Genomic DNA, 22,882 nt, shown 5'->3' with positions numbered 1-22,882 from the left:
CCGGAGGCTACGTCACTTCTTCTTGCCGAAGTTCAGCTTGGACGGGTCGAAACCGGGCGGCAGCTGGTCCATCGAACCGAGGCCGGGCGGCAGCTGCTGCAGGCTCGGCGGCAGGTTCGACAGATCCGGCGCACCCTGTGCGGCCCGGTTCGCCGGGTTGCCGCTGCGCCGGCCCTTCTTCGCCTGGCGGGCCTTGCGCGGGTTCTTCGGGATCTTCTTCGTCGCGCTCCGCCCGCCACCGCCGAGGCCGAACTGACCGGCCATCTGCTTCATCATCTTGCGGGCCTCGAAGAACCGGTTGACCAGGTCGTTCACGTCCGACACCGTGGTCCCGGAGCCGTTCGCGATGCGCACCCTGCGGGAGGCGTTGATCATCTTCGGGTCGTCCCGCTCGGCGGGCGTCATGCTCCGGATGATCGCCTGCAGCCGGTCGATCTGCCGGTCGTCGACCTGGTCCAGCGCGGCCTTCATCTGCCCCTGGTTCGCACCCGGGAGCATGTTGAGGATGTTGCCGATCGGGCCCATCTTGCGCAGCTGCAGCATCTGCTGGAGGAAGTCCTCCAGGGACAGCTCACCGGAGCTGATCTTCTGCGCGGCGGCGGCCGACTGCTCGGCGTCGAAGTACTGCTCGGCCTGCTCGATCAGGGTCAGTAGGTCGCCCATCCCGAGGATGCGCGACGACATCCGGTCCGGGTGGAAGACGTCGAAGTCCTCGAGCTTCTCCCCGTTCGACGCGAACAGGATCGGCTGCCCGGTGACCTCGCGGACGCTCAGTGCGGCACCGCCGCGGGCGTCGCCGTCGAGCTTGGTCAGTACGACGCCGGTGAAGCCGACCCCGTCCCGGAACGCCTCCGCGGTGGCGACCGCGTCCTGACCGATCATCGCGTCGACGACGAACAGGACCTCGTCGGGCTGCACCGCCGTCCGGATGTCGGACGCCTGGCGCATCAGCTCCTCGTCGACGCCGAGCCGGCCCGCGGTGTCGACGACGACGACGTCGTACTGCTTGTCGCGGGCGTGCGCGATGCCGTCGCGGGCGACGGCGACCGGGTCGCCGGGCGGGTGGGCCGAGGTCTCCGACGGCTCACCGGAGCCGGTGGCACCCGGGTGCGGCGCGAACGTCGGCACCCCGGCCCGCTCGCCGACGATCTGCAGCTGGTTGACGGCGTTGGGGCGCTGCAGGTCGCAGGCCACCAGCAGCGGGGTGTGCCCCTGCCCCTTGAGCCAGCGGGCCAGCTTGCCCGCCAGCGTCGTCTTACCGGCACCCTGCAGACCGGCCAGCATGATGACGGTCGGCGGTTCCTTGGCCAGGTTCAACCGCCGGGTCTCGCCGCCGAGGATCGCCACGAGCTCCTCGTTGACGATCTTGACGACCTGCTGGGCGGGGTTCAGGGCCTGCGAGACCTCCGCACCCTTGGCCCGCTCCTTGACCCGGTTGATGAACTGGCGGACCACCGGCAGCGCGACGTCCGCCTCCAGCAGGGCGATCCGGATCTCGCGCGCGGTGGCGTCGATGTCGGCGTCGGAGAGCCGGCCCTTGCCGCGGAGGTCACGCAGCGTGGATCCGAGCCGCTCGGAGAGGGAGTCGAACACCCTTACCAGCCTACTTGGCCAGTGCCAGGCCCCGGCGGGCGCCGGAGCGATCCGCGGTGCGGACCGAGGTCCAGCCCCGTTCGCGGCCCGCACGCAGCCGTTCGGAGGTCGACCTGGCGCGCTCGACGTGCACCGCGAACGGCCGCGGACGCACCACCCGGCCGCGGGCCCGCTGCCCGGCCAGCGCCTGGTCCGGGCGCACGTCCAGCCACAGCAGGTGCGGGGCCCGGCGCGACGCCCTGGCCAGCACCCGGACCGCCGCCCGGACCGCGGCCGAGGTCGCAGGCAGGTGGACCACCACGGTCTCGTCCCGGCCGGCGCAGGCCAGCACGACGCCGGTCCGGTGCGCCAGATGGGTGAGCCAGCGGTACGACCGGTACGGCGTCGCCGCGGGGAGCCGGCGCGCCAGGACGCTGCGGGCGGCGCCGGAGTCGAGCACCCGGACACCGGCCGGCGCGGTCATCGCCGCCAGCAGCGTGGACTTCCCGGCTCCGGGCAGCCCGGCGACCAGCAGCAGGGTCCGGCCGGGAAGCGGGACGACGAGCGGATCGACGGCGCGCGCAAGGCTCATGCACGACGCAACGGTCCGGAGTCACGGATCGTTCCATCACGAACACGGCCTGTCGTGCAGGATGGGCGGGGCGTCGCCTCGGTTCCGTTCGGTGGGGATCGTCCTCATCTGTTCCGATCGTGTGGGCTGTGGGGCCCGGGTTCTGTTGCGCGGGGCGGGGCCTCGTGGCGTGGGGTCGGTCCTGGCAGCTCGCGCCGGGCTGTGGGCGCATCGCGCCGGGGCCGTCGGTGCTGCTCCTCGTGCCGGGGCGGTCGGCGCGGCCCTCGTGCCGGAGCCGTCGGAGCAAGTCCTCGCACCGGGGCGGTCGGCGCGGGCCCCAACACCGGGCCCGTCGGCGCGGGCCCTCACAACGGGCCCGCCGATGCAGGTCCTCGCACCGGGCCCGTCGGCGCGGGCCCTCATGCCGGGGCACCCCAGCGCGGAGCCGGGATCGGGGCACACATCGCGCCGCTGCCCGCCCGCGCGATCCACACCCCGACCACAGCCGCACGGGTTCGTCACGTTCGCACGGGATCGAATCCCGTGCGAACGCGGCGAACCCGTGCGAACGCGGCGAACCCGTGCGAACGCGGCAAGACCGCGCGAACGCGGGTGGACACGCCGAGGGGCGATGCTCGCGGAGCGCGCAGCGGGCCGCGGGTCAGGCCCGCGGACGGGCCGCCGCGGCGGCGAGCACCGCCCGTTCGATCTCCCGGCGGGCCGCCCGGTCCGGCGACCCGGCGATCCCGAAGGAGTCGACGATCGAGGCGCCGAGCGTCTCCACCCGGGCCCAGACCAGGTCCACCCCGGTCCGTTCGAGGGCTGCGGTGACGTGGTGCAGCAGCCCGATCCGGTCGGTGCCGCGCAGCTCCAGGACGACCGCGCCGCTGGCCTCGTCGTCGAACCAGAGCACCCGCGGCGGCGCGGTCCGCTCGACCTCCGGCGTCGACGGCGCGTAGTCGCGTTCCTTGCGGGCCAGCGCCTCGGGCAGCCCGAGCGATCCGGCCCGCACCCGGATCAGGTCGGAGCGGACGAGCGCCGGATCGGGCAGCCCGCCGAACCGCGGGGTCACCGCGAACGTGAGGACCGCGACCGCCCCGCCGTCGCCGGCCGGGGTGATCGCGACGTCGGCGGTGTGCACCTGCAACGAGTGCAGGGCCACCACGCCGGCGACCGCGGAGAGCGCGCCGCGCCCGTCGGGCAGCGCGACGGCGACGGTCGCGACGTCGTCGCCGGTGGAGAACCGGACCTGCGGCGCCCCGTCCTCGACGACCGCCTCGATCATCTCCTTGTACGCCGGGTCGGGCGGGCCCGGCTCGACGAACGGCCGCCCGTCGAGCGCGCTCAGGCAGCGTCCGGCCAGCCCCTGGATCAGGGTGCGCCGCCACGGGCTCCACACCCCGGGCCCGGTGCCGAGCGAGTCCGCCTCGGCGAGCGCGTCGAGCAGCTCGACCAGTACCGCGACCCGCTCGTCGTCGACGCCGACGGCGGCCCGCAGGGTGTCCAGCACCCGGGTCACCGTCGCCGGGTCCTCCGGGTCACGACGGGTGGCGGTGTGCGGGAGCAGCAGGTGGTGGCGGACCATCGCGGCGAGCATCTCGACGTCGGACTCGCGCATCCCGAGCCGGTCACCGATCTGGCGGACCAGGGACTCCCCCACCACCGAGTGGTCGCCGCCGCGGCCCTTGCCGATGTCGTGCAGCAGCGCGCCGACCAGCAGCAGGTCCGGCCGGGACACCCGGGTGGTCAGCCGGGCGGCCTGCGCGCAGACCTCGACCAGGTGCCGGTCGACCGTCCACACGTGCGTGCGGTCCCGCGGGGGCAGGTCGCGCACCGCACCCCACTCGGGGAACAGCCGGCCCCACAGCCCGGTCCGGTCCAGCGACTCGATCACGTCGACGATCGCCTGGCCGGTGCCGAGCAGCGCGAGCAGCTCCGCCAGCGCCGCCCGCGGCCACGGTGTGCGCAGCTCGGGGGCGGTGTCGGCGAGCCGGGTCAGGGTGCCGGCCGAGATCGGCAGCCCGGTCCGGGCCGCGGTGGCGGCGACCCGCAGCACCAGGGCCGGGTCCTTCGCCGCCGAGGCGTCACGGGCCAGGCCGACCTCACCGCCGTGCTCGACGACGCCGGAGTCCAGCGGGCGCCGCACGGGCGCCCGGCGCAGCGCGGCCAGTCCGCGGCGGGGCAGCGCGTTGCGCGCCTGGCGCAGGCCGACCTCGGCGCTGAAGGCGACCGCCCGCGCCGCGCCGGACAGCGCCCTGGCCAGGTCGAAGCGGTCGCCGACGTCGGTGAAGCCGACGCTCGCCGCGATCTCGTCGGCGTCCTGGGCGCGCAGCACGTCCCGGGAGCGGCCGGAGAGCCGGTGCAGCTCGGTGCGCACGTTCAGCAGCAGCGTCCTGGCCTCCACCACCTCGGTGGACGGCCGGTCGACCAGCTGGGCGGTCGCGAGCGCGTCGACCAGCTGGATGTCGCGCAGCCCGCCGTGGCCGCTCTTGAGGTCCGGTTCGATCCGGTGCGCGACGTCGCCGTTGCGCCGCCAGCGCTCGGTGGTGGTCTCCACGATCTCGTCGAACCGGCTCCGGATGCCCGCCCGCCAGGCCTGCCGGACGGCGTCCCGGACCTTGCCCGACAGGGCGCCGTCGCCGGCGATGTGCCGCGCCTCCAGCAGCCCGAGCGCGGCGCGCAGGTCGGTGGTCGCGACCTGGACGGCCTGGCCGGGGGTGCGGACCGAGTGGTCCAGCCCGATGCCGGCGTCCCACAGCGGGTACCAGAGCTGTTCGGCGAGGGTGTCGATGCCCTTGCGCCCGTCGTGCAGCAGGACCAGGTCGAGATCGGAGTACGGACACAGGTCGCGGCGGCCCAGCGCGCCGACGGCCACCAGGGCGACCCCGCCGCCCTCGCCGCCGATGCCCAGCGTCGCGCAGCGCGACGCGAGCCAGAAGTCGTGCAGGTCGACCAGCGCGGCCCGCAACGCCTCCGGACCGTGGTGGTGCCGGCCGTTGGACTCCAGGAGGACCGACTTCGCCTTGACCAGGTCCGCCGCCTCACCCGACCCGAGGACCGTCATCTCCCCGCGCCACCCGCTTTCTGCTCGTTCGACCCCCGGTCGCCTCGATGGCGCCGGTATGTCCGGTTCGAGCCCGGACGGCGGACGGGCCCGCCGCAACCCCCGTAGGGATGCGACGGGCCCGCCCGCTGATATCCGAGCTCAGATCGCGTCGGTTCCGCGCTCGCCGGTGCGGACCCGGACGACGGTCTCGACGGCCGTCACCCAGACCTTCCCGTCACCGATCTTGCCGGTGCGGGCTGCCTCGACGACCGCGTCCACGACCTTGTCCAGCAGGGCGTCGTCCACGACGACCTCGACCCGGACCTTGGGCACGAAGTCGACCGAGTACTCGGCGCCCCGGTAGACCTCGGTGTGGCCCTTCTGCCGGCCGTAGCCCTGGACCTCGCTGATCGTCAGCCCCAGCACGCCGATCTGCTCGAGCGCACCCTTGACGTCCTCGAGGACGAACGGCTTGACGATTGCTGTCACGAGCTTCATGGGTCAGGCCTCCTGCTTCGCCGGGGTGGTCGGCTCCGCCGAGGCGGGGGGCTTCGGCGCGGAGCCGAGGCCGGCGCCGCCACGCAGGCCGGACAGCTCGTAGCCGGTCTCGGCGTGCTCGGCCTCGTCGATACCGGCCTGCTCCGCCTCGTCCTCGACCCGCAGGCCGATCGTGAACTTGACGATGTAGACGATGATCGTGGTGACGATGGCGCAGTAGACGATGGTCGCCAGCGCGGCGACCGCCTGGATGCCCAGCTGCGTCACGCCGCCGCCGTAGAACAGACCGTTGGTCTCGTCCGGCGCCACCGCGGTGCCGAAGAAGCCGATGGCCAGGGTGCCCCAGAGGCCGGCGACGAAGTGGACGCCGACGACGTCGAACGAGTCGTCGTAGCCCAGCTTGTACTTGAGGCCGACCGCGTAGGCGCTCAGCGCACCGGCGATCGCACCGACGATCAGCGCGCCGACCGGGGAGATCGCGGCGGCGGCCGGGGTGATGGCGACCAGACCGGCCACGATGCCGGACGCGGCACCGAGCGAGGTGGCCTTGCCGTAGCGCAGCTTCTCGACGAGCAGCCAGCCCAGGATGGCGGCGGCGGTCGCGGCGACGGTGTTGGTGAAGGCGAACGCGGCGGCCCAGTCGGCGGCACCGGACGAACCGGCGTTGAAGCCGAACCAGCCGAACCACAGCATGCCGGCACCGAGCATGACCAGCGTCAGGTTGTGCGGGCGGGCGGCCTCACGCGGCCAGCTGCGGCGCTTGCCCATGATGATGCAGAGCACCAGGGCGGCGACACCGGCGTTGATGTGGACCGCGGTACCACCGGCGAAGTCCAGCGCGCCGAGGCTGGTGGCGATCCAGCCCTGGTCGAGGTCGAAGACCCAGTGCGCGACCGGGAAGTAGACCAGCGTGGCCCAGAGGCCCGAGAACAGCAGCCAGGAGCCGAACTTCATCCGGTCCGCCGCCGCACCGGCGATCAGTGCGGTGGTGAGGATCGCGAACATCGCCTGGAAACCGACCACAGCGAGCTGCGGAACCACCTCGGAGGCCTCGTCGTTCTCCAGGATGGAGGTGAGACCGAAGTAGGTCGTCGGGTTACCGAGGAGCCCGCCGCCGATGTCGGCGCCGAACACCAGCGAGTAGCCGTACAGCACCCAGAGGACGCCGACCAGACCCAGCGCGCTGAACACCATCATCATCATGTTCAGGACGCTCTTCGAGCCGGCCTGACCGCCGTAGAACAACGCCAGGCCCGGCGTCATGAGCATCACGAACGCGGCACACGTCAAGATCCACGCGGTATCGCCGCTGTTGAGACCTTCCACTGGTTAACCCTCCCAGGTCTGTCATGTCTGACTGGGCGGGAAGCATGGTCAGGTCGTGTTTCGCCGTCGATCCTCGTGCGTTTCGCATGCGTTAACAGAGCCGCCGGGCTCATGACGCTTCGGTTACACAACTGGATCCCGGGGCCGTAATGTCATCCGAAAGGTCCAGTTTGTGAGGCTCCGCACGGAGTAGCGGGTTCCTCCGTGGCGGAGCCTCGCGCTCAGTTGAGCAACGCGTCGACGAACGCCTTCGGCTCGAACGGGGCCAGGTCGTCCGGCCCCTCGCCGAGACCGACCAGCTTCACCGGGACGCCGAGCTCACGCTGCACCCGGAACACGATGCCGCCCTTGGCCGTCCCGTCGAGCTTGGTGAGCGCGATCCCGGTGACGTCGACGACCTCGCCGAACACCCGGGCCTGGGTGAGCCCGTTCTGGCCGGTGGTGGCGTCGAGCACGAGCAGCACCTCGTCGACCCGGGCCTGCTTCTCCACCACCCGCTTGACCTTGCCCAGCTCGTCCATCAGGCCGGTCTTGGTGTGCAGCCGGCCCGCGGTGTCGAGCAGGACGGCGTCGACGGCGTCGTCGGTGCCGCGCTTGACCGCCTCGAACGCCACCGACGCCGGATCGGCGCCCTCGGGGCCGCGCACGACCCCGGCCCCGGAGCGTTCGCCCCAGGTGACCAGCTGCTCGGCCGCGGCCGCGCGGAACGTGTCCGCGGCGCCGAGGGTGACCCGGCGGCCGCCGGCGACGAGTACCCGGGCGAGCTTGCCGGTGGTGGTGGTCTTGCCGGTGCCGTTCACGCCGACGACGAGCAGCACCGCCGGACGGCCGTCGTGCGGCAGCGCGTGCACCGACCGGTTCTGGCCGGTGTCGAGCGCCTCGACCAGCACGTCGTGCAGCGTCTGGCGGACCTGCTCGGCGGTGCGCACGCCGCGGGCGGCGAGCTGCTCGCGCAGCCGCTCGGTGATCTCCGCGGTCATCTCCGGGCCGAGATCGGCCTGGAGCAGGGTGGCCTCGACGTCCTCCCAGGACTCGTCGTCGAGGTCGCCGGCGCCGAGCAGGCCGAGCAGGCTCTGGCCGAGCCCGGACCGCGAACGCGACAGCCTGCCGCGCAGGCGGCCGATCCGGCCCTCGGCGGGGGCGATGTCCTCGGTGGGGGTGGTGGGGGCGGCCGGGTCCGCGGTGGTCGGCGCGGTGGTCGGCGCGGTGGTCGGCGCGGTGGTCGGCGCGGTGGTCGGCGCGGTGGTCGGCGCGGTCCCGCCGGGCGCCGTGCCGGTGTCCGGACGGGCGACCGGCTCGGTCGGCGCAGTCGGCGCTGTCGGCTCGGTCGGCGCAGTCGGCTCAGTCGGCGCGGTCGGCGCGGTCGGCGCCGTTTGCGCAGTCGGCGCGGTCCCGGGCGCCGGGAGCTGCTCGGTGACCGCCCCGTCCGCTGCCGGGAGCTGCTCGGTCGCCGCCCCGCCGGTCGTCGGGAGCTGCTGGGTGACCGCGCCGTCGGGCGCCGGGAGCTGCTCGGTGGCCCCCGCGTCCGCGGCCGGACCGCCGGGCGCGACGTCCGGACGGGCGAGCTGCCGCGTCTCCGGGTCCTTGCTGGCCTCGGCGGTGTCGATGACCCGGCTCTCGCCGGGTGCGCCGCTGCCCCGGTCCGCCGGAGCTGCCGGGGTGGGCTCGGTCCGGACGGTCGGGCCGCTCGGCGACCGGCGGGAGGTGACCGGCGGCGCAATGCTCACCGGGATGCCCCCGGGTGGTGTCCGGGCCTCGGTCGCGCCGCCGACGACCGGCGTGCCGCCGGGCGGCGTGCGCACCTCGTCGGCGGTCGGGCCCTCGTCGAGAGCCGTACCGGCGCCGGAGTCGGAGTCGGTGCCCGAGCCGGTGGCCGTGCCGGTGCCGGTGGCCGTGCCGGTCGCGGCATCGGAGGCCGGACGCGAGCCGGGGGCCGGGTCGGTGCCCGGGCGCGAGCCCGGGGCCCGGTCGGTGCCCGGGGGCGAGTCCGGAGCCGCGCCGTCGGGTCCGGCGCCGGGGCGCTCGGGTCCGGCGGGGCGCTCGGGTGCCGTGGCCGTCCCCGAGGCGAAGTCGAACCCGCCGCCGGCCTGGTAGCTGCCGCCGCGCGGGGGTTGCCGGTCGGTCTCGAGCTCGGGTGTCGACTCGTCGTCGGAGCGCAGACTGATCCGCCGTCGCCGGGCGATCAGCACCCCGGCGAGGACGGCGACGAGCAGCACGGCGACGACGACCGCGACGACGATCCAGATGGTCTGCGTGGTCACCCGCACAACCCTGCCACGCCCGGGTTCCCGGCCGCGCGCGACACCGGGACGCGGCGCGGGCCGGACGTCAGGAGGCGGGCCGCAGCCGCTGCGAGATGACCTGGGTGATGCCGTCGCCGCGCATGGACACGCCGTACAGCGCGTCGGCGACCTCCATGGTCGGCTTCTGGTGGGTGATGACGATCAGCTGGCTGGCCGAGCGCAGCTCCTCCAGCAGCGAGATGAGCCGGCGGAGGTTGACGTCGTCGAGGGCCGCCTCGATCTCGTCGAGCACGTAGAACGGCGACGGCCGCGCCCGGAAGATCGCGACCAGCAGCGCCATCGCGGTCAGCGACCGCTCGCCTCCGGAGAGCAGCGACAGCCGCTTCACCTTCTTGCCGGGCGGCCGGGCCTCGACCTCGATGCCGGTGGTCAGCATGTCCTCGGGATCGGTCAGGACGAGCCGGCCGTCGCCGCCGGGGAACAGCGTCGCGAAGACGGTCTCGAACTCCCTGGCCACGTCGTGGTAGGCGGTGGTGAAGACCTGGAGGATCTTGTCGTCCACCTCGCGGACCACGGTCAGCAGGTCCCGGCGGGTGTTCTTGAGGTCCTCGAGCTGGGTGGACAGGAACCGGTAGCGCTCCTCGAGCGCGGCGAACTCCTCCAGCGCCAGCGGATTGACCTTGCCCAGCTGGGCGAGGTCCTTCTCGGCACGCTTGAGCCTGCGCTCCTGGGTGGCCCGGTCGAACGGCACCGGCGGCGGCGCCGACACCTGCTCGCCGCGCTCGCGGGCGGCCTCGTACTCGGCGGTCTCCGCCTCCGACGCCGGGACCGGCACGTCCGGCCCGTACTCGGCGACCAGGTCGTCGATGCCGATGCCGTGTTCGGCGAGGACCCGCTCGGTCAGCTGCTCGAGCCGCATCCGGGTCTGCTGGCGCACCATCTCGTCGCGGTGCACGGCGTCGGTCAGCTTCTCCAGCAGCGCGGTCAGCCGGGTGGTCGCGTCCCGGGCCTCGCGGTGCGCCCGGTCCCGGTCGGCCCGGGCGGCCTGGATCTCGTCGCGCTCCGCGGCCGCGGCGGCGAGCGAGAGCTCGATCCGGGCGACCGCCGTCTCCCCCGCGTCGACGACCAGCCGGGCGATCTCGCCGGCCCGTTCCCGCTCCTGCGCGGCCGCCGCGGCCCGGGCCCTGGCCTGGCGCTCGGACTGCGCCTGCCGGCGCAGCGACTCGGCCCGGCCGGCGATCGCCCGGGCCCGCTCCTCCGCGGTACGCAGCGCCAGCCGGCACTCGACCTCCTCGGAACGGACCTCCTCGACCCGCTCGGCGGCCTCGTCGCGCAGCTCGGTGTCCGGCTCGTCGTCGACCGGGACGTCCTCGGCGATCGAGAGCTGGTGCTCGGCGGCCTCCAGCTCGATCAGCGACTCGGAGCGGCGGGCCTCCACGGTGTCGCGCCGCTCGCGCAGCCGCTGCGCCTCCGCACCGGCCGAGGTGACGACCTGCTCCAGCCGGCCGAGCTGGGCGGCGGCGGCGGAGCGCCGCTTCTCCGCCTCGGTGACCGCGGCCCTGGCCTGCTCCAGGTCACCGGCCCGGGCCCGCTCCTCGGCGCGGGCGCCCTCGCAGGTCGGCCGCAGCGACTCCAGCTCGGCGTCCACCCGGTCCCGCTCGGCGATCGCGTCGTCCACCGCGGCCTGCAGCTGCAGCGCGCCCTCCCCCGCACCGGCGCCGCCGCGGGCGGCGTGCGCGGTCAGCAGGTCGCCGTCGGTGGTGACCACGGTCAGCCCGGGGCGGGCGGTCAGCACGGCCGCCGCGGCGTCCAGGTCGTCGACCACCACGACGTCGTGCAGCAGGGCGGCGAGCGCCGCGCCGAGCGCGGGCGGCGCGGTGACGAACCGGGCCGCCCACCGGCCCGCCGGCGGCTCGCCCGCCGGGGCGGCGACCGGGACCGGTGGCCCGGCGGCGGCGCCGTCGGCACCGACCAGCAGCGCGGCCCGGCCGGAGTCCCCGGCGCGCAGCGCGCGCAGTGCGGCGGCCGCCGACGGCAGCGACGCGACCGCGACGCCCTCGGCGACCTCGCCGAGCGCGGCCGCCACCGCGGCCCGCCCCGCCGGATCGACGACGACGAGCTCGGCGACCGCGCCCAGCAGCCCGTCCGGCTCGGAGTCCAGCAGCGCCCCGGTGCCGTCCCGGCGGACCAGGCCGACGCCGAGCGCGTCCACCCGGGCCCGCCAGTGCGCCCGGCGCTGCTCGGCGTCCCGCTCGGCGCGCACCAGCTCGGCGACCCGCTCGGCGGCCGCCCGGTGTGCGGCCTCGGCCTGCTCGACCCGGACGGCGAGCGCGTCCCCGTCACCGTCACCGTCACCGGGTCCGACGCCCAGCGACTCCCGGGCCGACTCCAGCTCGGCCCGCGCCTGCTCGGTCCGGGCGGCCGCCTCGGTGAGCGCCTCGGACAGCCGCTCGATCTCCTCGGCGGTCGCCGCCGCCCCGGAGCGCAGCGCGTCGGCCTTGCCGGCCAGGGTCGCGATGCCGGCCCGCCGGTCGGCGAGCGCCCGGACCGCCGCCCGGTGCTCGCGCTCCGCGGCGGCCAGGGTGCGCTCCCGCTCGGCCTTCTCCTCGACCACCTCGTCGAGCCGGCGCCGGGCCTCGGCGACCGCGGCGAGCAGCTCCTCCTCCTGCTCGGCGATCGCGTCCGCCTCGGCCTCGGTCTCGTCCGGGTCCCGGCCGGGGGTGCGCTCGGCGGCCTCCGACGAGGTGAGGTGGCGGACCCGTTCCTGGGCCAGCCGGACCGTCCCGCGCAACCGCTCGGCCAGCGCGGACAGCTGGTACCAGGTGTCCTGGGCGGCGGCGAGCCGCGGCGCGTCCTCGGCGAGGGCGGCGGCGAGCGCCTGTTCGCTCTCCCGGGCCTCGGCGAGCTGCTCCTCGACCTCGGCGCGGCGCCGCCGGGCCTGTTCCTGGCCGGCCTCCTCGCGGGCGACCTCGCCCTGCAGGGTGACGACGTCGTCGGCGGCCAGCCGGAGCCGGGCGTCCCGCAGCTCGGTCTGCACCGACTGGGCCCGGCGCGCGATCTCGGCCTGCCTGCCCAGCGGCTTGAGCTGGCGGCGCAGCTCGGCGGTGAGGTCGGTGAGCCGGGTCAGGTTGGCCTGCATCGCGTCCAGCTTCCGCAGCGCCTTCTCCTTGCGCTTGCGGTGCTTGAGGACCCCGGCCGCCTCCTCGATGTAGGCCCGCCGGTCCTCCGGCCTGGACTGCAGCACGCCGTCCAGCTGGCCCTGCCCGACGATCACGTGCATCTCCCGGCCGATGCCGGAGTCGGACAGCAGCTCCTGGACGTCCAGCAGCCGGGCGCGGGAGCCGTTGATCTCGTACTCGCCGGCGCCGTCGCGGAACATCCGGCGGGTCACCGAGACCTCGGAGTAGTCGATCGGCAGCGCGCCGTCGCTGTTGTCGATCGTCAGCGTGACCTCGGCACGGCCCAGCGGCGACCGGCCGGAGGTGCCGGCGAAGATGACGTCCTCCATCTTGCCGCCGCGCAGCGCCTTGGCGCCCTGCTCGCCGAGCACCCAGCTGATCGCGTCCACCACGTTGGACTTGCCCGAGCCGTTGGGCCCGACCACGCAGGTGATCCCCGGCTCCAGACGCAGCGTGGTGGCCGAGGCGAAGGACTTGAAGCCCTTCATCGTCAGCGTCTTCAGGTGCACGGGTGCGGACTCCAGCTGCGGGGGAAGCCGCCAGGTTACCGGGGGCGGGGCGCCCGCCCGGGACGACCCGCCCGGCGCCGGTCAGGCCGCCGGCGCCGTCGCGTTCACCAGCCAGCGCACCCCGAACCGGTCGGTGACCTGACCGAACACGTCGCCCCACATCTGCTTCTCGAACGGCACGTCGACGACGCCGCCGTCGGCGAGCGCGCCGAACCAGCCCTCCAGCCGGCCGATGTCGTCGCCCGAGATGCTGATCGAGACGCCCGCCGGATCGGCCCCGACCGGCCGCTCCGGGTCGCCGTCGGACGCCATCAGCGCGAAGCCGTCCGGTGTCTGCAGGTAGGCGTGCATCACCCCGTCCGGCGGCGGCACCGGACCCTCGGCGCCCATGTCGCCGAAGGTCATGATGCTCAGCTCACCGCCGAACACCGAGCGGTAGAACTCCATCGCCTGCCGGGAGGCGTTGTCGAAGTGCAGGTACGGGTTCATCGAGACGGCCATGGCGGGCTCCTTCGGGTCGGTGTGCACCGTTGTAGACCCCGGTACCGACAGGAACTCGTCGGTGATCTCCCGGCCGTGACGCCCGGTGCCCGGCTCAGGCCTCGGTGAAGCCCTCGAACGCGCCTGCCGGCTCGCCCCACTGCTCGGCCACCGCGGTCACCCGGCCCGGGGTGTCCGGTCCGCGGAGCAGGTCCAGCAGCTGCCCGCAGGCTCCCCGGTCACCCTCCGCGGTCACCGCGACCCGCCCGTCGCGCAGGTTGCGGGCCTGCCCGACGAGTCCGAGCTCCAGTGCGCGGGCGCGGGTCCACCAGCGGAAACCGACGCCCTGTACGTCTCCCTGGACCCATGCGATGAGCCGAACGGCCGAATCTGTGCTGCTACTCACAGTGCTGGTACGTTACCCGACCGTGACAAGATCACGTACACCGCGCGCCACCAGAGCCGTGCTCGGCGGCGTCGGTGCGGGTGCCGTGCTGGCCATGGCGGCGCCACTCACCCCGCTGGGTACGTGGCTGCCCGGACCGGTGGGCCCGGTCGAGGAGACCGTCCCGCTGCGCCCGGTCGGCGCGGCATCGGCCGCGCTGCCCACGGCCGGACCGGCCCCGGCGGACCCGGCGCCGCCGCCGGCGCTGGACGCCGCGCGGGCCGCCCGGGACGCCTTCGCCACCGCCCCGGCCGATCCGGGTGCCCCGGCCAGGGCGGCGGCCGCGGCGGCGGTGGCCCGGACCACGGCCGACGCAGCAGCAGCCGCCGCCGCGGCGAGCGCAGGGAACACGGCCGCCGCGCGCCCCGGGGCGGACGCGGGCCGGGCCGCCGCGGGCGACGCCGGTCGCCCGGTACCGGCCGCGGCCGGGCTCACCGGGCAGCTCGCCCTGGTCGTCGAACTCACCAACGTGGAGCGGGCGGCCGCGGGCTGCAGCGCGCTGCGGGTGGACCCGCGGATCAACGCGGCCGCCCAGGGGCACAGCGAGGACATGGCCGCGAACGGCTACTTCTCGCACGACAGCCGGGACGGCCGGGACTTCGCCGACCGGATGACGGCGGCCGGCTACCCCTCCCCCGGTGCGGAGAACATCGCGGCCGGGCAGCCGGACGCGGCCACCGTCGTCGCGGACTGGATGGCCTCGCCGGGACACCGCAAGAACATCCTCGACTGCTCGCTGTCCACGATCGGCGTCGGCCTGGCCGGCGGCTACTGGACCCAGAACTTCGGGCGCTGAGCCGGCCGCTCAGCCGTCGAACCGGTAGCCCATCCCGGCCTCGGTGATCAGGTACCGCGGGCGGGCCGGCACCGGTTCGAGCTTGCGCCGCAGCTGGGCCAGGTAGACCCGCAGGTAGTGGGTCTCGGTGTCGTATCTCGGGCCCCACACCTCGTGCAGCACCTGCCGCTGGCCGACCAGCTTGCCGCGGTGCCGCACCAGCAGCTCCAGGATCCCCCACTCGGTGGGCGTCAGGTGCACCTCCTCGCCGCCGGTCCGCACCACGGTCTTCGCCGCCAGGTCGACCGTGAAGTCGTCGGTGGTCACGACGGCCTCCCCGTCGACCGCGGACACCGCCGCCCGCCGGACCGCGGCGCGCAGCCGGGCCAGCAGCTCCGCCATCCCGAACGGCTTGGTCACGTAGTCGTCCGCCCCGGCGTCGAGCGCACGGACCTTGCCCGAGGAGTCGGCGCGGGCCGACAGCACCAGGATCGGGATCGTGCTCCAGCCGCGCAGTCCGGCGATCACCTCGGTGCCGTCCAGGTCGGGCAGCCCGAGATCGAGGACGACGACGTCCGGATGGCCGTCCGCGGCCGCCCGCAGCGCGGCCGAACCGTCCGCGGCGACGGTCACCGAGTAGCCGTGCGCGGTCAGGTTGATCCGCAGCGCACGCAGGATCTGCGGATCGTCGTCGACGACCAGCACCCGGGTGCCGCGCCCGCTCACCGGCGTGCCCCGGCCGGCGCCACCGGCAGCGAGACGACGACGGTGAGCCCGCCGCCGGGGGTGTCCTCCGCGGTCAGCTCGCCGTGCATCGCGGCGGTCAGCCCGCGGGCCACCGACAGCCCGAGCCCGAGCCCGGCGGCCGCGTCCCGGTCGCCGAGCCGCTGGAACGCGGCGAACAGGTCGTCCCACCGGCGGTGCGGGACGCCCGGGCCGCGATCGACCACCCGCAGCTCCACCCGGTCGGCGTGCGCGCTGGCCCGCAGCACCACGTCGGGATCCGATCCCGGCGCGCCGCCGTGCCGTACCGCGTTGTCGATCACGTTCGCCACCACCCGTTCCAGCAGTCCCGCGTCGGCGAGCACGTCCGGGACGTCCTCGCAGAACTCGATCCGCACCCGCTCGGCGCCCTCGACGCCGAGCAGCGCGGTGGCCGCCACCTCGCCGTAGCCGACCGGGGCGAGCAGCGGGGTCACCGCACCGGCGGCGAGCCGGGAGGAGTCCAGCAGGTTCTCCACCAGCCCGGTCAGCCGGTCCGCGGACTCCTCGACGGTCGCGAGCAGCTCGGCCCGGTCGGCGGGCGAGAGCGGCAGCGACGGGTCCCGCAGGCTCCCGGCGGCAGCCTTGATCGAGGTCAGCGGGCTGCGCAGATCGTGCCCGACGGCCGACAGCAGCGCGCCGCGGGTCTCGTTGACCGCCGCCCGGCGCTCGGCGGCGGCGGCACCGGCCGCGGCCCGCTCGCCGCGCAGCGCCAGCAGCGCCTGCCCGCCGACGGTCTCCAGCAGCCGCCGGTCCGAGGCGGGCAGTGCGCGCCCGGTGCCGACCAGGTGCAGTCCCTCCTCGACGACGACGTCGACGTCGGCCAGCTCCGGGCGCGCGCACCCGTCCGGGCCGGACACCGCGACGGCGGACCAGACCCGGTCCGGCCCGCGTTCCAGCAGCGCGGTGCTCCGGAGCCCGAACGCCTCCCGGACCTGGGTCAGCAGCCGGGGCAGCGGCTCGTCGCCGGTCAGCACGGTCCGCGCGAACGAGGCGAGCAGCGCCGCCTCGGCCCGGGCCCGCGCGGCCTGCTCGGCGCGCCGCGCCGCCCGGTCCACCACCAGCGCGACCAGCACCCCGACCAGCAGCATGGTCACGATGCTGACCACGTTGCCGGTGCTCTCCATCGCCAGCGAGTACAGCGGCGGGTAGTGGAACCAGCTCAGCAGCACCCCGCCGAGCACCGCGGCCAGCAGCGCCGGGCCGAGGCCGCCGACCAGCGCGGCGAGCACGGTCGCGAGCAGGTAGAGCATCGCGTCGGTGGTCACGTCGATCCGGTCCGCCGCCACCAGCAGCCCGGCGACGGTCACCACGCAGGGCCCGAGCAGCGCCAGCAGCCAGCCGGCCGCCGCCCGGGACAGCGGCAGCGCGCCGCGCAGCGCGGGCAGCCGCAGCGCCCGGCCCGCCGCGTCGTGGGTGACCATGTGCACGTCGATCGGCCCGGACTCCTGCACCACCCGGGCCGCGATCCCCGGGTCGAACAGCCGGGCCAGCCGGGTCCGCCGGGACGTCCCGAGCACCAGCTGGGTGGCGTTCACGCCGCGCACGAAGTCGAGCAGCGCGCGCAGGACCGAGTCCGCGCCGCCGTCACCGACGGCGGTGTGGAAGGTGGCGCCGACGTCCGCGGCGAGCGTGCGGAGCCGGTCCACCGACGCCGGTGTCGCCGGGGCCAGGCCGTCGCCGCGCAGCACGTGCACCGCGTGCAGGTCGGCCGGTCCGGCCCGTTTCGCGATCCGCGCCGCGCGGCGCAGCACCGTCTCCGACTCCGGTCCGCCGGTCAGCGCGACGACGACCCGCTCCCGGGTCTCCCAGACGTCGGTGACCTTCTCCGCGGCCCGGTGCCTGCGCAGCGCGACGTCCACCTCGTCGGCGACCCAGCGCAGCGCGAGCTCGCGCAGCGCGATCAGGTTCGGCAGCCGGAAGTAGTGCGCCAGCGCCGCGTCGACCTGGGCGGCCGGGTAGACGTTGCCGTGCGCCAGCCGCCGGCGCAGCGCCTCCGGGGTGATGTCGACCAGCTCCAGCTGCCCGGCCCGGCGGACCACCTCGTCGGGCACCGTCTCCCGCTGCCGGGCCCCGGTGATCGTGTGCACGACGTCGCCGAGCGGCTCCAGGTGCTGCACGTTCACCGTGGACAGCACGTCGATGCCGGCGTCGAGCAGGATCTCGACGTCCTGCCAGCGCTTGGCGTGCCGCGAGCCCGGGGCGTTGGTGTGCGCCAGCTCGTCGACCAGCACGACCTGCGGTCTGCGGGCGAGCACCGCGTCCAGGTCGAGCTCGGCGAGCACCGTCCCGGCGTGCTCGACGCGCCGGCGGGGCAGCACCTCCAGGCCCTCCAGCAGGGCGGCGGTCCGTTCCCGGCCGTGCGTCTCGACGACCCCGACGACGACGTCGGTGCCCCGGTCGCGCCGCCGGTGCGCCTCGGCGAGCATGGCGAAGGTCTTGCCGACCCCGGGCGCCGCACCGAGGTGGATCCGCAGCTCACCCCTGTTCACCGGACCATTCTGGCGACCGGCGCCACCCCCGCGGAATCCCCGGTCCCGGCGGTCCCGCGCACGGTGGCCTCCCGAACGGCGGCGTTCAGGTCGGGAACGTTCACCCGCGGCTCGCCGAGGATCCCGAACGTGGGGCCGTCGGTGGCGCCGGCGACCAGCTCCGCCACCAGTGCGGGCGGCAGTCCGGTGACCCGGGCGACCCGGGGCGCCTGCAGCGCGGCGTAGCCGGGGCTGATGTGCGGGTCCAGGCCGGACGCCGACGCCGTCACCGCGTCCACCGGGACCGCCGCGGGCCGGATCCCCTCCCGGGCCGCGATCAGCTCCCGGCGCAGGGTCACCGCCGCCAGCAGCTCCGGATCGGCGCCGCCCGCGTTGGACCCGCCCGAGGTGCCCGGATCGGCCGGGCCGAGCACGTCCGCGGACGACGCGGAGGGCCGGGTGTGGAACCACGGATCGGCGGCCGGATCGGCGGCGACCGGGTCGATCCCGATCAGCGACGAGCCCGTGGGCCCGGCGGCGCCGGTCAGCAGGGACCCCTCGGCGGCGCCCGCGAGGCCGGGCAGCCGGGCGACCGCCCAGATCCCGAGCGGATAGACGACGCCGCACAGCACCGTCATGACCAGCAGCAGCCGCAGGCCGGCCGCGGCCTGTCTGCGCAGGATGGCGAGCACCTCACACCCCCGGGACCAGGCGGACGACGAGATCGATCAGGGCGATGCCGGCGAACGGCGTGAGCACCCCGCCGATCCCGTAGACGAGCAGGTTGCGGCGCAGCAGCGCGGCCGCCGACGACGGCCGGTAGCGCACCCCGCGCAGCGCGAGCGGGATCAGCGCCACGATGACCAGCGCGTTGAACACCACCGCGGAGAGCACCGCGGACCGCGGCGTGGCCAGCCCCATCACGTCGAGCGCCCCCAGCGCCGGGTACGTCCCGGCGAACATCGCCGGCAGGATCGCGAAGTACTTGGCCAGGTCGTTGGCGACCGAGAAGGTGGTCAGCGCGCCCCGGGTGATCAGCAGCTGCTTGCCGATCTCGACGATGTCGACGAGCTTGGCCGGGTCCGAGTCGAGATCGACCATGTTCCCGGCCTCCTTCGCCGCCGCCGTCCCGGTGTTCATGGCGACGCCGACGTCGGCCTGGGCGAGCGCCGGGGCGTCGTTGGTGCCGTCGCCGGTCATCGCGACCAGCCGTCCGCCGGACTGCTCCCGGCGGATCAGCGCGAGCTTGTCCTCCGGGGTGGCCTCGGCCAGGTGCTCGTCGACGCCGGCCCGGGCGGCGATCACCGCGGCGGTGCGCGGGTTGTCGCCGGTCACCATCACGGTGCGGACGCCCATCGCGCGCAGCTCGGCGAACCGCTCGGCGATCCCCGGTTTGACGACGTCGGACAGCTCGACGACGCCCAGCAGCCGGGCGTCGCGCCGGTCGATCGCGCCGCCGTCGGGCGCGGTCGCCACCAGCAGCGGGGTGCCGCCGCCGGCCGCGACCTGCTCGACCAGCCGGTCCACCTCGGCCCGGTCGCCGGCAGCCCCCCAGGCCCACTCCAGCACCGCACCGGCGGCGCCCTTGCGCACCGCGACGCCGTCCAGGTCGATCCCGGACATCCGGGTCCGGGCGCTGAACGGCACCGTCGCCCCGAGCGCCTCCGCGGCGTCGGCCCCGGCGGGCAGGCCGTACCCGGACGCGCAGAGCTCGACGATGCTGCGCCCCTCCGGCGTCGGATCGGCCAGGCTGGCCAGCCGGGCCGCGGCGGCCAGCTCGCCCGGCGCGGTCCCGCCGACCGGGTGCAGCGCGGTCGCCCGCCGGCTGCCGTGGGTCACCGTGCCGGTCTTGTCCAGCAGCAGGGTGTCGACGTCGCCCGCGGCCTCCACCGCCCGTCCCGAGGTGGCGAGCACACCGCGCCGGACCAGCCGGTCCATCCCGGCGATGCCGATCGCGGACAGCAGCGCCCCGATCGTCGTCGGGATCAGGCAGACCAGCAGCGCGACGAGCACCACGAGCGGGACCCGGGACCCGGCGTACGCGCTCATCGGGGCGATCGAGGCGACGGCGAGGACCAGCACGACGGTCAGCGCGGACAGCAGCACGCCGAGCGCGATCTCGTTCGGTGGGCGGGCCCGGGAGGCGCCCTCGACCAGCGCGATCATCCGGTCGACGACGGTCTCGCCGGGCCGGGTGGTGATCCGGACGACGATCCGGTCGGACAGCACGGTGGTGCCGCCGGTGACCGAGCTGCGGTCGCCGCCGGCCTCCCGGATCACCGGGGCGGACTCGCCGGTCACCGCGGACTCGTCGACCGACGCGACGCCGTGCACGACGTCGCCGTCACCGGGCACCGTCTCCCCCGCCTCGACGACGACCAGGTCCCCGACCCGCAGCCCGGAGGCCGGGACCGCGGTGCCGCCGGCGCCGGACCGGGGATCGGCGCCGCCGGGCAGCCGCCGCGCCACGGTGTCCCGCCGGGTGGCGCGCAGCGACGCCGCCTGGGCCCGGCCGCGGCCCTCGGCGACCGCCTCGGCGAGATTGGCGAACAGCACGGTGAACCACAGCCAGGCCGCGACGAGCGCCGCGAACACGTCCGGCTCGGTGATCGCGAGCCCGGTGACCAGCACCGCGCCGGTCCACACCACGAGCATGACCGGGTTGCGGGCCTGCACCCGCAGGGTCGAGCTTGCGCACCGCCTCCGCGGTGGCGGCCCGCCACAGCCGCGCCGCGCCGGCGCCGGTCACCGACGGTCCGGTCGCGCCGGTCTCGCCGGTCGGGCCGCACGTGCCGGTCGCGCCGCACGTGCCGGTCACGGCGTACGGGTCGCCGTCTGCGCCGTCCGGCACCGGTGCCGCCGCGCCGGGCCCGGCGGACCGGCCGTCTGCGCCGTCTGCGCCGTCCGGCACCGGCGTGGCCGCCCGGGGCTCCTCGGGCCGGCTCACGACAGCGCCTCGGCGATCGGGCCGAGCGCGAGCGCCGGGAGGAAGGTCAGCGCCGACACCAGCAGCACCGTCCCGCCCAGCAGCGTGCCGAACAGCGGCCCGTCGGTGGGCAGCGTCCCGGCGCCCGCGGGCACCCGGGGCCGGACCGCCAGCGACCCGGCCAGGCAGAGCACCGCCAGGATCGGCAGGAACCGGCCGAGCAGCATCGCCACCCCGAGCCCGCCCTGCAGGAAGTCGCCGGTCGCGGTGAGCCCGGCGAACGCCGATCCGTTGTTGTTCGCGGCCGACGCCCACGCGTAGAGCACCTCGGTGAAGCCGTGCGGGCCCGCGTCGTCCACCGCACCGGCGGCGACGCCGGGCAGCGCGAGGGTCAGCGCCGTCCCGAGCAGCACCAGCGCGGGCATCACCAGCACCGACACCGCGGCGCAGGTGATCTCCCGGCGGCCGAGCTTCTTGCCCAGGTACTCCGGGGTGCGCCCGACCATCTGCCCGGCCAGGAACACCGCGACCACCGCCATCACCAGGATCCCGTAGAGCCCGGCGCCGACCCCGCCCGGCGCGACCTCGCCGAGCAGGACGTTCAGCAGCACGATCCCGCCGCCGGCGCCGGTCATGCTGTCGTGCATGGCGTTCACCGCCCCGGTCGACGTGCCGGTGGTGGACACCGCGAACAGCACCGACCCGGCGATCCCGAACCGGGTCTCCTTGCCCTCCAGCGCGCCCCCCGCGGCGAGCGCCGCCGGACCGTTCGGGTGCAGCTCGGCGAGCCACGCGGCGCCGAGGAACACCAGCCACAGGCCCCCCGCGACGGCCAGCAGCACGACGCCCTCGCGGGCCCGTCCGACCAGCACGCCGAACGTGCGGGTGAGCGCCACCGGGATCACCAGCAGCAGGTAGACCTGGAACAGGTTGGACAGCGGGCCCGGGTTCTCGAACGGGTGCGCCGAGTTCGCGTTGAAGATCCCGCCGCCGTTCGTGCCGAGCAGCTTCACCGCCTCCTGGGACGCCGCGGGCGCGAGCGGCAGCACGTGCGTCGCACCGTCCACCGTCGTCACCCCGACGCCGGAGCGCAGCGACTGCACCACCCCGGTCGCGACCAGCGCGACCGCGGCGATCGCGGCGAGCGGCAGCAGGATCCGGACGGTCCCGCGGGTCACGTCCACCCAGACGTTGCCGATCCGCCCGTCGCCGTCGCCGGTGGCCGTGAAGCCGCGCACCAGCGCCACCGCCACCGCCATCCCGACCGCGGCGGACAGCACGTTCTGCACGGTCAGGCCGAGCATCTGCACGCTGTGCCCGAGCACCTGCTCGGGCACGTAGGACTGCCAGTTCGTGTTCGTCACGAACGACACCGCGGTGTTGAACGCCATCGCGGGTGCGACCGTGCCGGTGCCGTCGGTGCCGCGGCCGAACCCGAGCGGCAGCAGCGGCTGCACCCGCTGCAGCAGGTAGAGCAGCAGCACCGAGACCAGGGACAGGCCGAGCACCCCGGCGGCGTAGGTGCTCCAGCGCTGCCCGGAGCCGGGATCGACCCGGCAGAGCCGGTAGACGACGCGTTCGACGCGGCCGTGCCGGGTGTCGGTGTAGACCCGCGCCATCCGGTCCCCGAGCGGGCGGCGGCTGACCGCGAGCAACGCCACCAGGACGACGACCTGGGCCACCCCCGCCATCACCGGCGCTCCGGGCGCAGCATCGCGACCACCAGGTGGACGAGCAGCGCCAGCGCGGCCAGCCCGGCCACGACGTCGGCGATCACAGCTTCTCCAGCCCGTGCAACGCGAGCGCGAGGACGGCGAAGCACACCACCGTCAGCACGAGCCAGGCCACGTCGGCCACAGGTCCCCCTTCAGGGTCCGCAACCGGATCCTCCGGTGCCCCCGGGGCGGGATCGTGCGTGCTGCGGGTACCGCCGCGGCCGGGCCGTGACGGTCGTTTGACGGCGCGGACGGGCAGCGTTGACGCCTCCTTGACGGCGTCGTGCCGCCGGTCACGCCCGGCGGCCGTCGTAGCGGGGAACCAGTCGTTACCCTCTGCGGGGCCGGGGGCACCGGGCCGGGC

General features: G+C 75.4%; 15 protein-coding genes and 1 pseudogene. 1 reads left to right on the top strand and 15 read right to left on the bottom strand.

Annotated features, from left to right (window positions below; genetic code table 11):
* Window positions 1-12 precede the first annotated feature (12 nt).
* The 9 genes from ffh to ABD160_RS29125 form a co-directional block, all read right to left on the bottom strand.
* On the bottom strand, window positions 13-1,593 hold the full coding sequence (gene ffh / locus ABD160_RS29165; protein ID WP_344028547.1) for a signal recognition particle protein: 1,581 nt from the start codon (window positions 1,591-1,593) through the stop codon (window positions 13-15).
* Between the two features lie 10 nt (window positions 1,594-1,603).
* Complete coding sequence (locus ABD160_RS29160; protein ID WP_344028544.1) at window positions 1,604-2,164, bottom strand: AAA family ATPase; 561 nt, start codon at window positions 2,162-2,164, stop codon at window positions 1,604-1,606.
* Between the two features lie 640 nt (window positions 2,165-2,804).
* Window positions 2,805-5,207 (bottom strand): [protein-PII] uridylyltransferase, encoded by a 2,403-nt coding sequence (locus tag ABD160_RS29155; RefSeq protein WP_344028541.1) that lies wholly within the window; start codon window positions 5,205-5,207, stop codon window positions 2,805-2,807.
* A gap of 141 nt (window positions 5,208-5,348) precedes the next feature.
* Window positions 5,349-5,687: a P-II family nitrogen regulator gene (locus tag ABD160_RS29150; protein WP_085912388.1), complete on the bottom strand. Its 339-nt coding sequence runs from the start codon at window positions 5,685-5,687 to the stop codon at window positions 5,349-5,351.
* A gap of 3 nt (window positions 5,688-5,690) precedes the next feature.
* A complete protein-coding gene (locus ABD160_RS29145; RefSeq protein ID WP_425563681.1) occupies window positions 5,691-7,013 on the bottom strand; it encodes an ammonium transporter in 1,323 nt (440 codons plus the stop codon).
* Window positions 7,014-7,234: 221 nt separating this feature from the next.
* The gene (gene ftsY / locus ABD160_RS29140) at window positions 7,235-8,620 is read right to left on the bottom strand and encodes a signal recognition particle-docking protein FtsY (protein ID WP_425563682.1); all 1,386 of its coding nucleotides are present in this window, start codon (window positions 8,618-8,620) and stop codon (window positions 7,235-7,237) included.
* Between the two features lie 721 nt (window positions 8,621-9,341).
* Window positions 9,342-12,944, bottom strand: a complete 3,603-nt coding sequence (smc, locus tag ABD160_RS29135) for a chromosome segregation protein SMC (RefSeq protein ID WP_344028536.1) — start codon at window positions 12,942-12,944, stop codon at window positions 9,342-9,344.
* Between the two features lie 81 nt (window positions 12,945-13,025).
* Window positions 13,026-13,445, bottom strand: a complete 420-nt coding sequence (locus tag ABD160_RS29130) for a VOC family protein (protein WP_344028533.1) — start codon at window positions 13,443-13,445, stop codon at window positions 13,026-13,028.
* Between the two features lie 94 nt (window positions 13,446-13,539).
* On the bottom strand, window positions 13,540-13,830 hold the full coding sequence (locus ABD160_RS29125; protein WP_344028530.1) for an acylphosphatase: 291 nt from the start codon (window positions 13,828-13,830) through the stop codon (window positions 13,540-13,542).
* 94 nt (window positions 13,831-13,924) lie between these two features.
* Between ABD160_RS29125 and ABD160_RS29120 the strand changes: the two genes are divergently transcribed.
* Window positions 13,925-14,665 carry a CAP domain-containing protein gene (locus ABD160_RS29120; RefSeq protein ID WP_344028527.1) on the top strand — a complete coding sequence of 247 codons (741 nt, stop codon included), beginning with the start codon at window positions 13,925-13,927 and terminating at the stop codon, window positions 14,663-14,665.
* 9 nt (window positions 14,666-14,674) lie between these two features.
* On the opposite strand, the gene ABD160_RS29115 is transcribed toward ABD160_RS29120, so the two are convergent.
* The 6 genes and pseudogenes from ABD160_RS29115 to ABD160_RS29090 form a co-directional block, all read right to left on the bottom strand.
* Window positions 14,675-15,370 (bottom strand): response regulator, encoded by a 696-nt coding sequence (locus tag ABD160_RS29115; RefSeq protein WP_344028524.1) that lies wholly within the window; start codon window positions 15,368-15,370, stop codon window positions 14,675-14,677.
* Entirely contained in the window at window positions 15,367-17,898 is a 2,532-nt protein-coding gene (locus tag ABD160_RS29110; protein WP_344028521.1) for a sensor histidine kinase, read from the bottom strand. Before ABD160_RS29110 ends, ABD160_RS29115 begins: the two co-directional genes overlap by 4 nt.
* Entirely contained in the window at window positions 17,895-18,569 is a 675-nt protein-coding gene (locus tag ABD160_RS29105) for a potassium-transporting ATPase subunit C (RefSeq protein WP_344028518.1), read from the bottom strand. Before ABD160_RS29105 ends, ABD160_RS29110 begins: the two co-directional genes overlap by 4 nt.
* 1 nt (window position 18,570) lies before the next feature.
* Window positions 18,571-20,626: pseudogene (gene kdpB / locus ABD160_RS29100) on the bottom strand (potassium-transporting ATPase subunit KdpB).
* A gap of 194 nt (window positions 20,627-20,820) precedes the next feature.
* Complete coding sequence (gene kdpA, locus ABD160_RS29095; RefSeq protein WP_344028516.1) at window positions 20,821-22,494, bottom strand: potassium-transporting ATPase subunit KdpA; 1,674 nt, start codon at window positions 22,492-22,494, stop codon at window positions 20,821-20,823.
* Window positions 22,494-22,625, bottom strand: coding sequence for a potassium-transporting ATPase subunit F (locus ABD160_RS29090; protein WP_344028513.1), 132 nt, complete (start codon window positions 22,623-22,625; stop codon window positions 22,494-22,496). The genes kdpA and ABD160_RS29090 overlap by 1 nt, the downstream gene beginning before the upstream one ends.
* Window positions 22,626-22,882 lie beyond the last annotated feature (257 nt).

Origin of the sequence: Pseudonocardia kongjuensis, from assembly GCF_039526905.1 — a bacterium.
GTDB classification, from domain to species: domain Bacteria; phylum Actinomycetota; class Actinomycetes; order Mycobacteriales; family Pseudonocardiaceae; genus Pseudonocardia; species Pseudonocardia kongjuensis.
Note: the sequence above shows the minus strand (reverse complement) of the source record. Positions and strands in the feature narration are given on the sequence as shown.

Bases quoted from the DNA above. Each gene is read 5' to 3' on its own strand.
- ABD160_RS29130 (WP_344028533.1), bottom strand. From the start codon at position 13,445: ATGGCCGTCTCGATGAACCCGTACCTGCACTTCGACAACGCCTCCCGG.
- kdpA (WP_344028516.1), bottom strand. From the start codon at position 22,494: ATGGCGGGGGTGGCCCAGGTCGTCGTCCTGGTGGCGTTGCTCGCGGTC.
- ABD160_RS29150 (WP_085912388.1), bottom strand. From the start codon at position 5,687: ATGAAGCTCGTGACAGCAATCGTCAAGCCGTTCGTCCTCGAGGACGTC.
- ABD160_RS29120 (WP_344028527.1), top strand. From the start codon at position 13,925: ATGGCGGCGCCACTCACCCCGCTGGGTACGTGGCTGCCCGGACCGGTG.
- ABD160_RS29155 (WP_344028541.1), bottom strand. From the start codon at position 5,207: ATGACGGTCCTCGGGTCGGGTGAGGCGGCGGACCTGGTCAAGGCGAAG.
- ABD160_RS29160 (WP_344028544.1), bottom strand. From the start codon at position 2,164: ATGAGCCTTGCGCGCGCCGTCGATCCGCTCGTCGTCCCGCTTCCCGGC.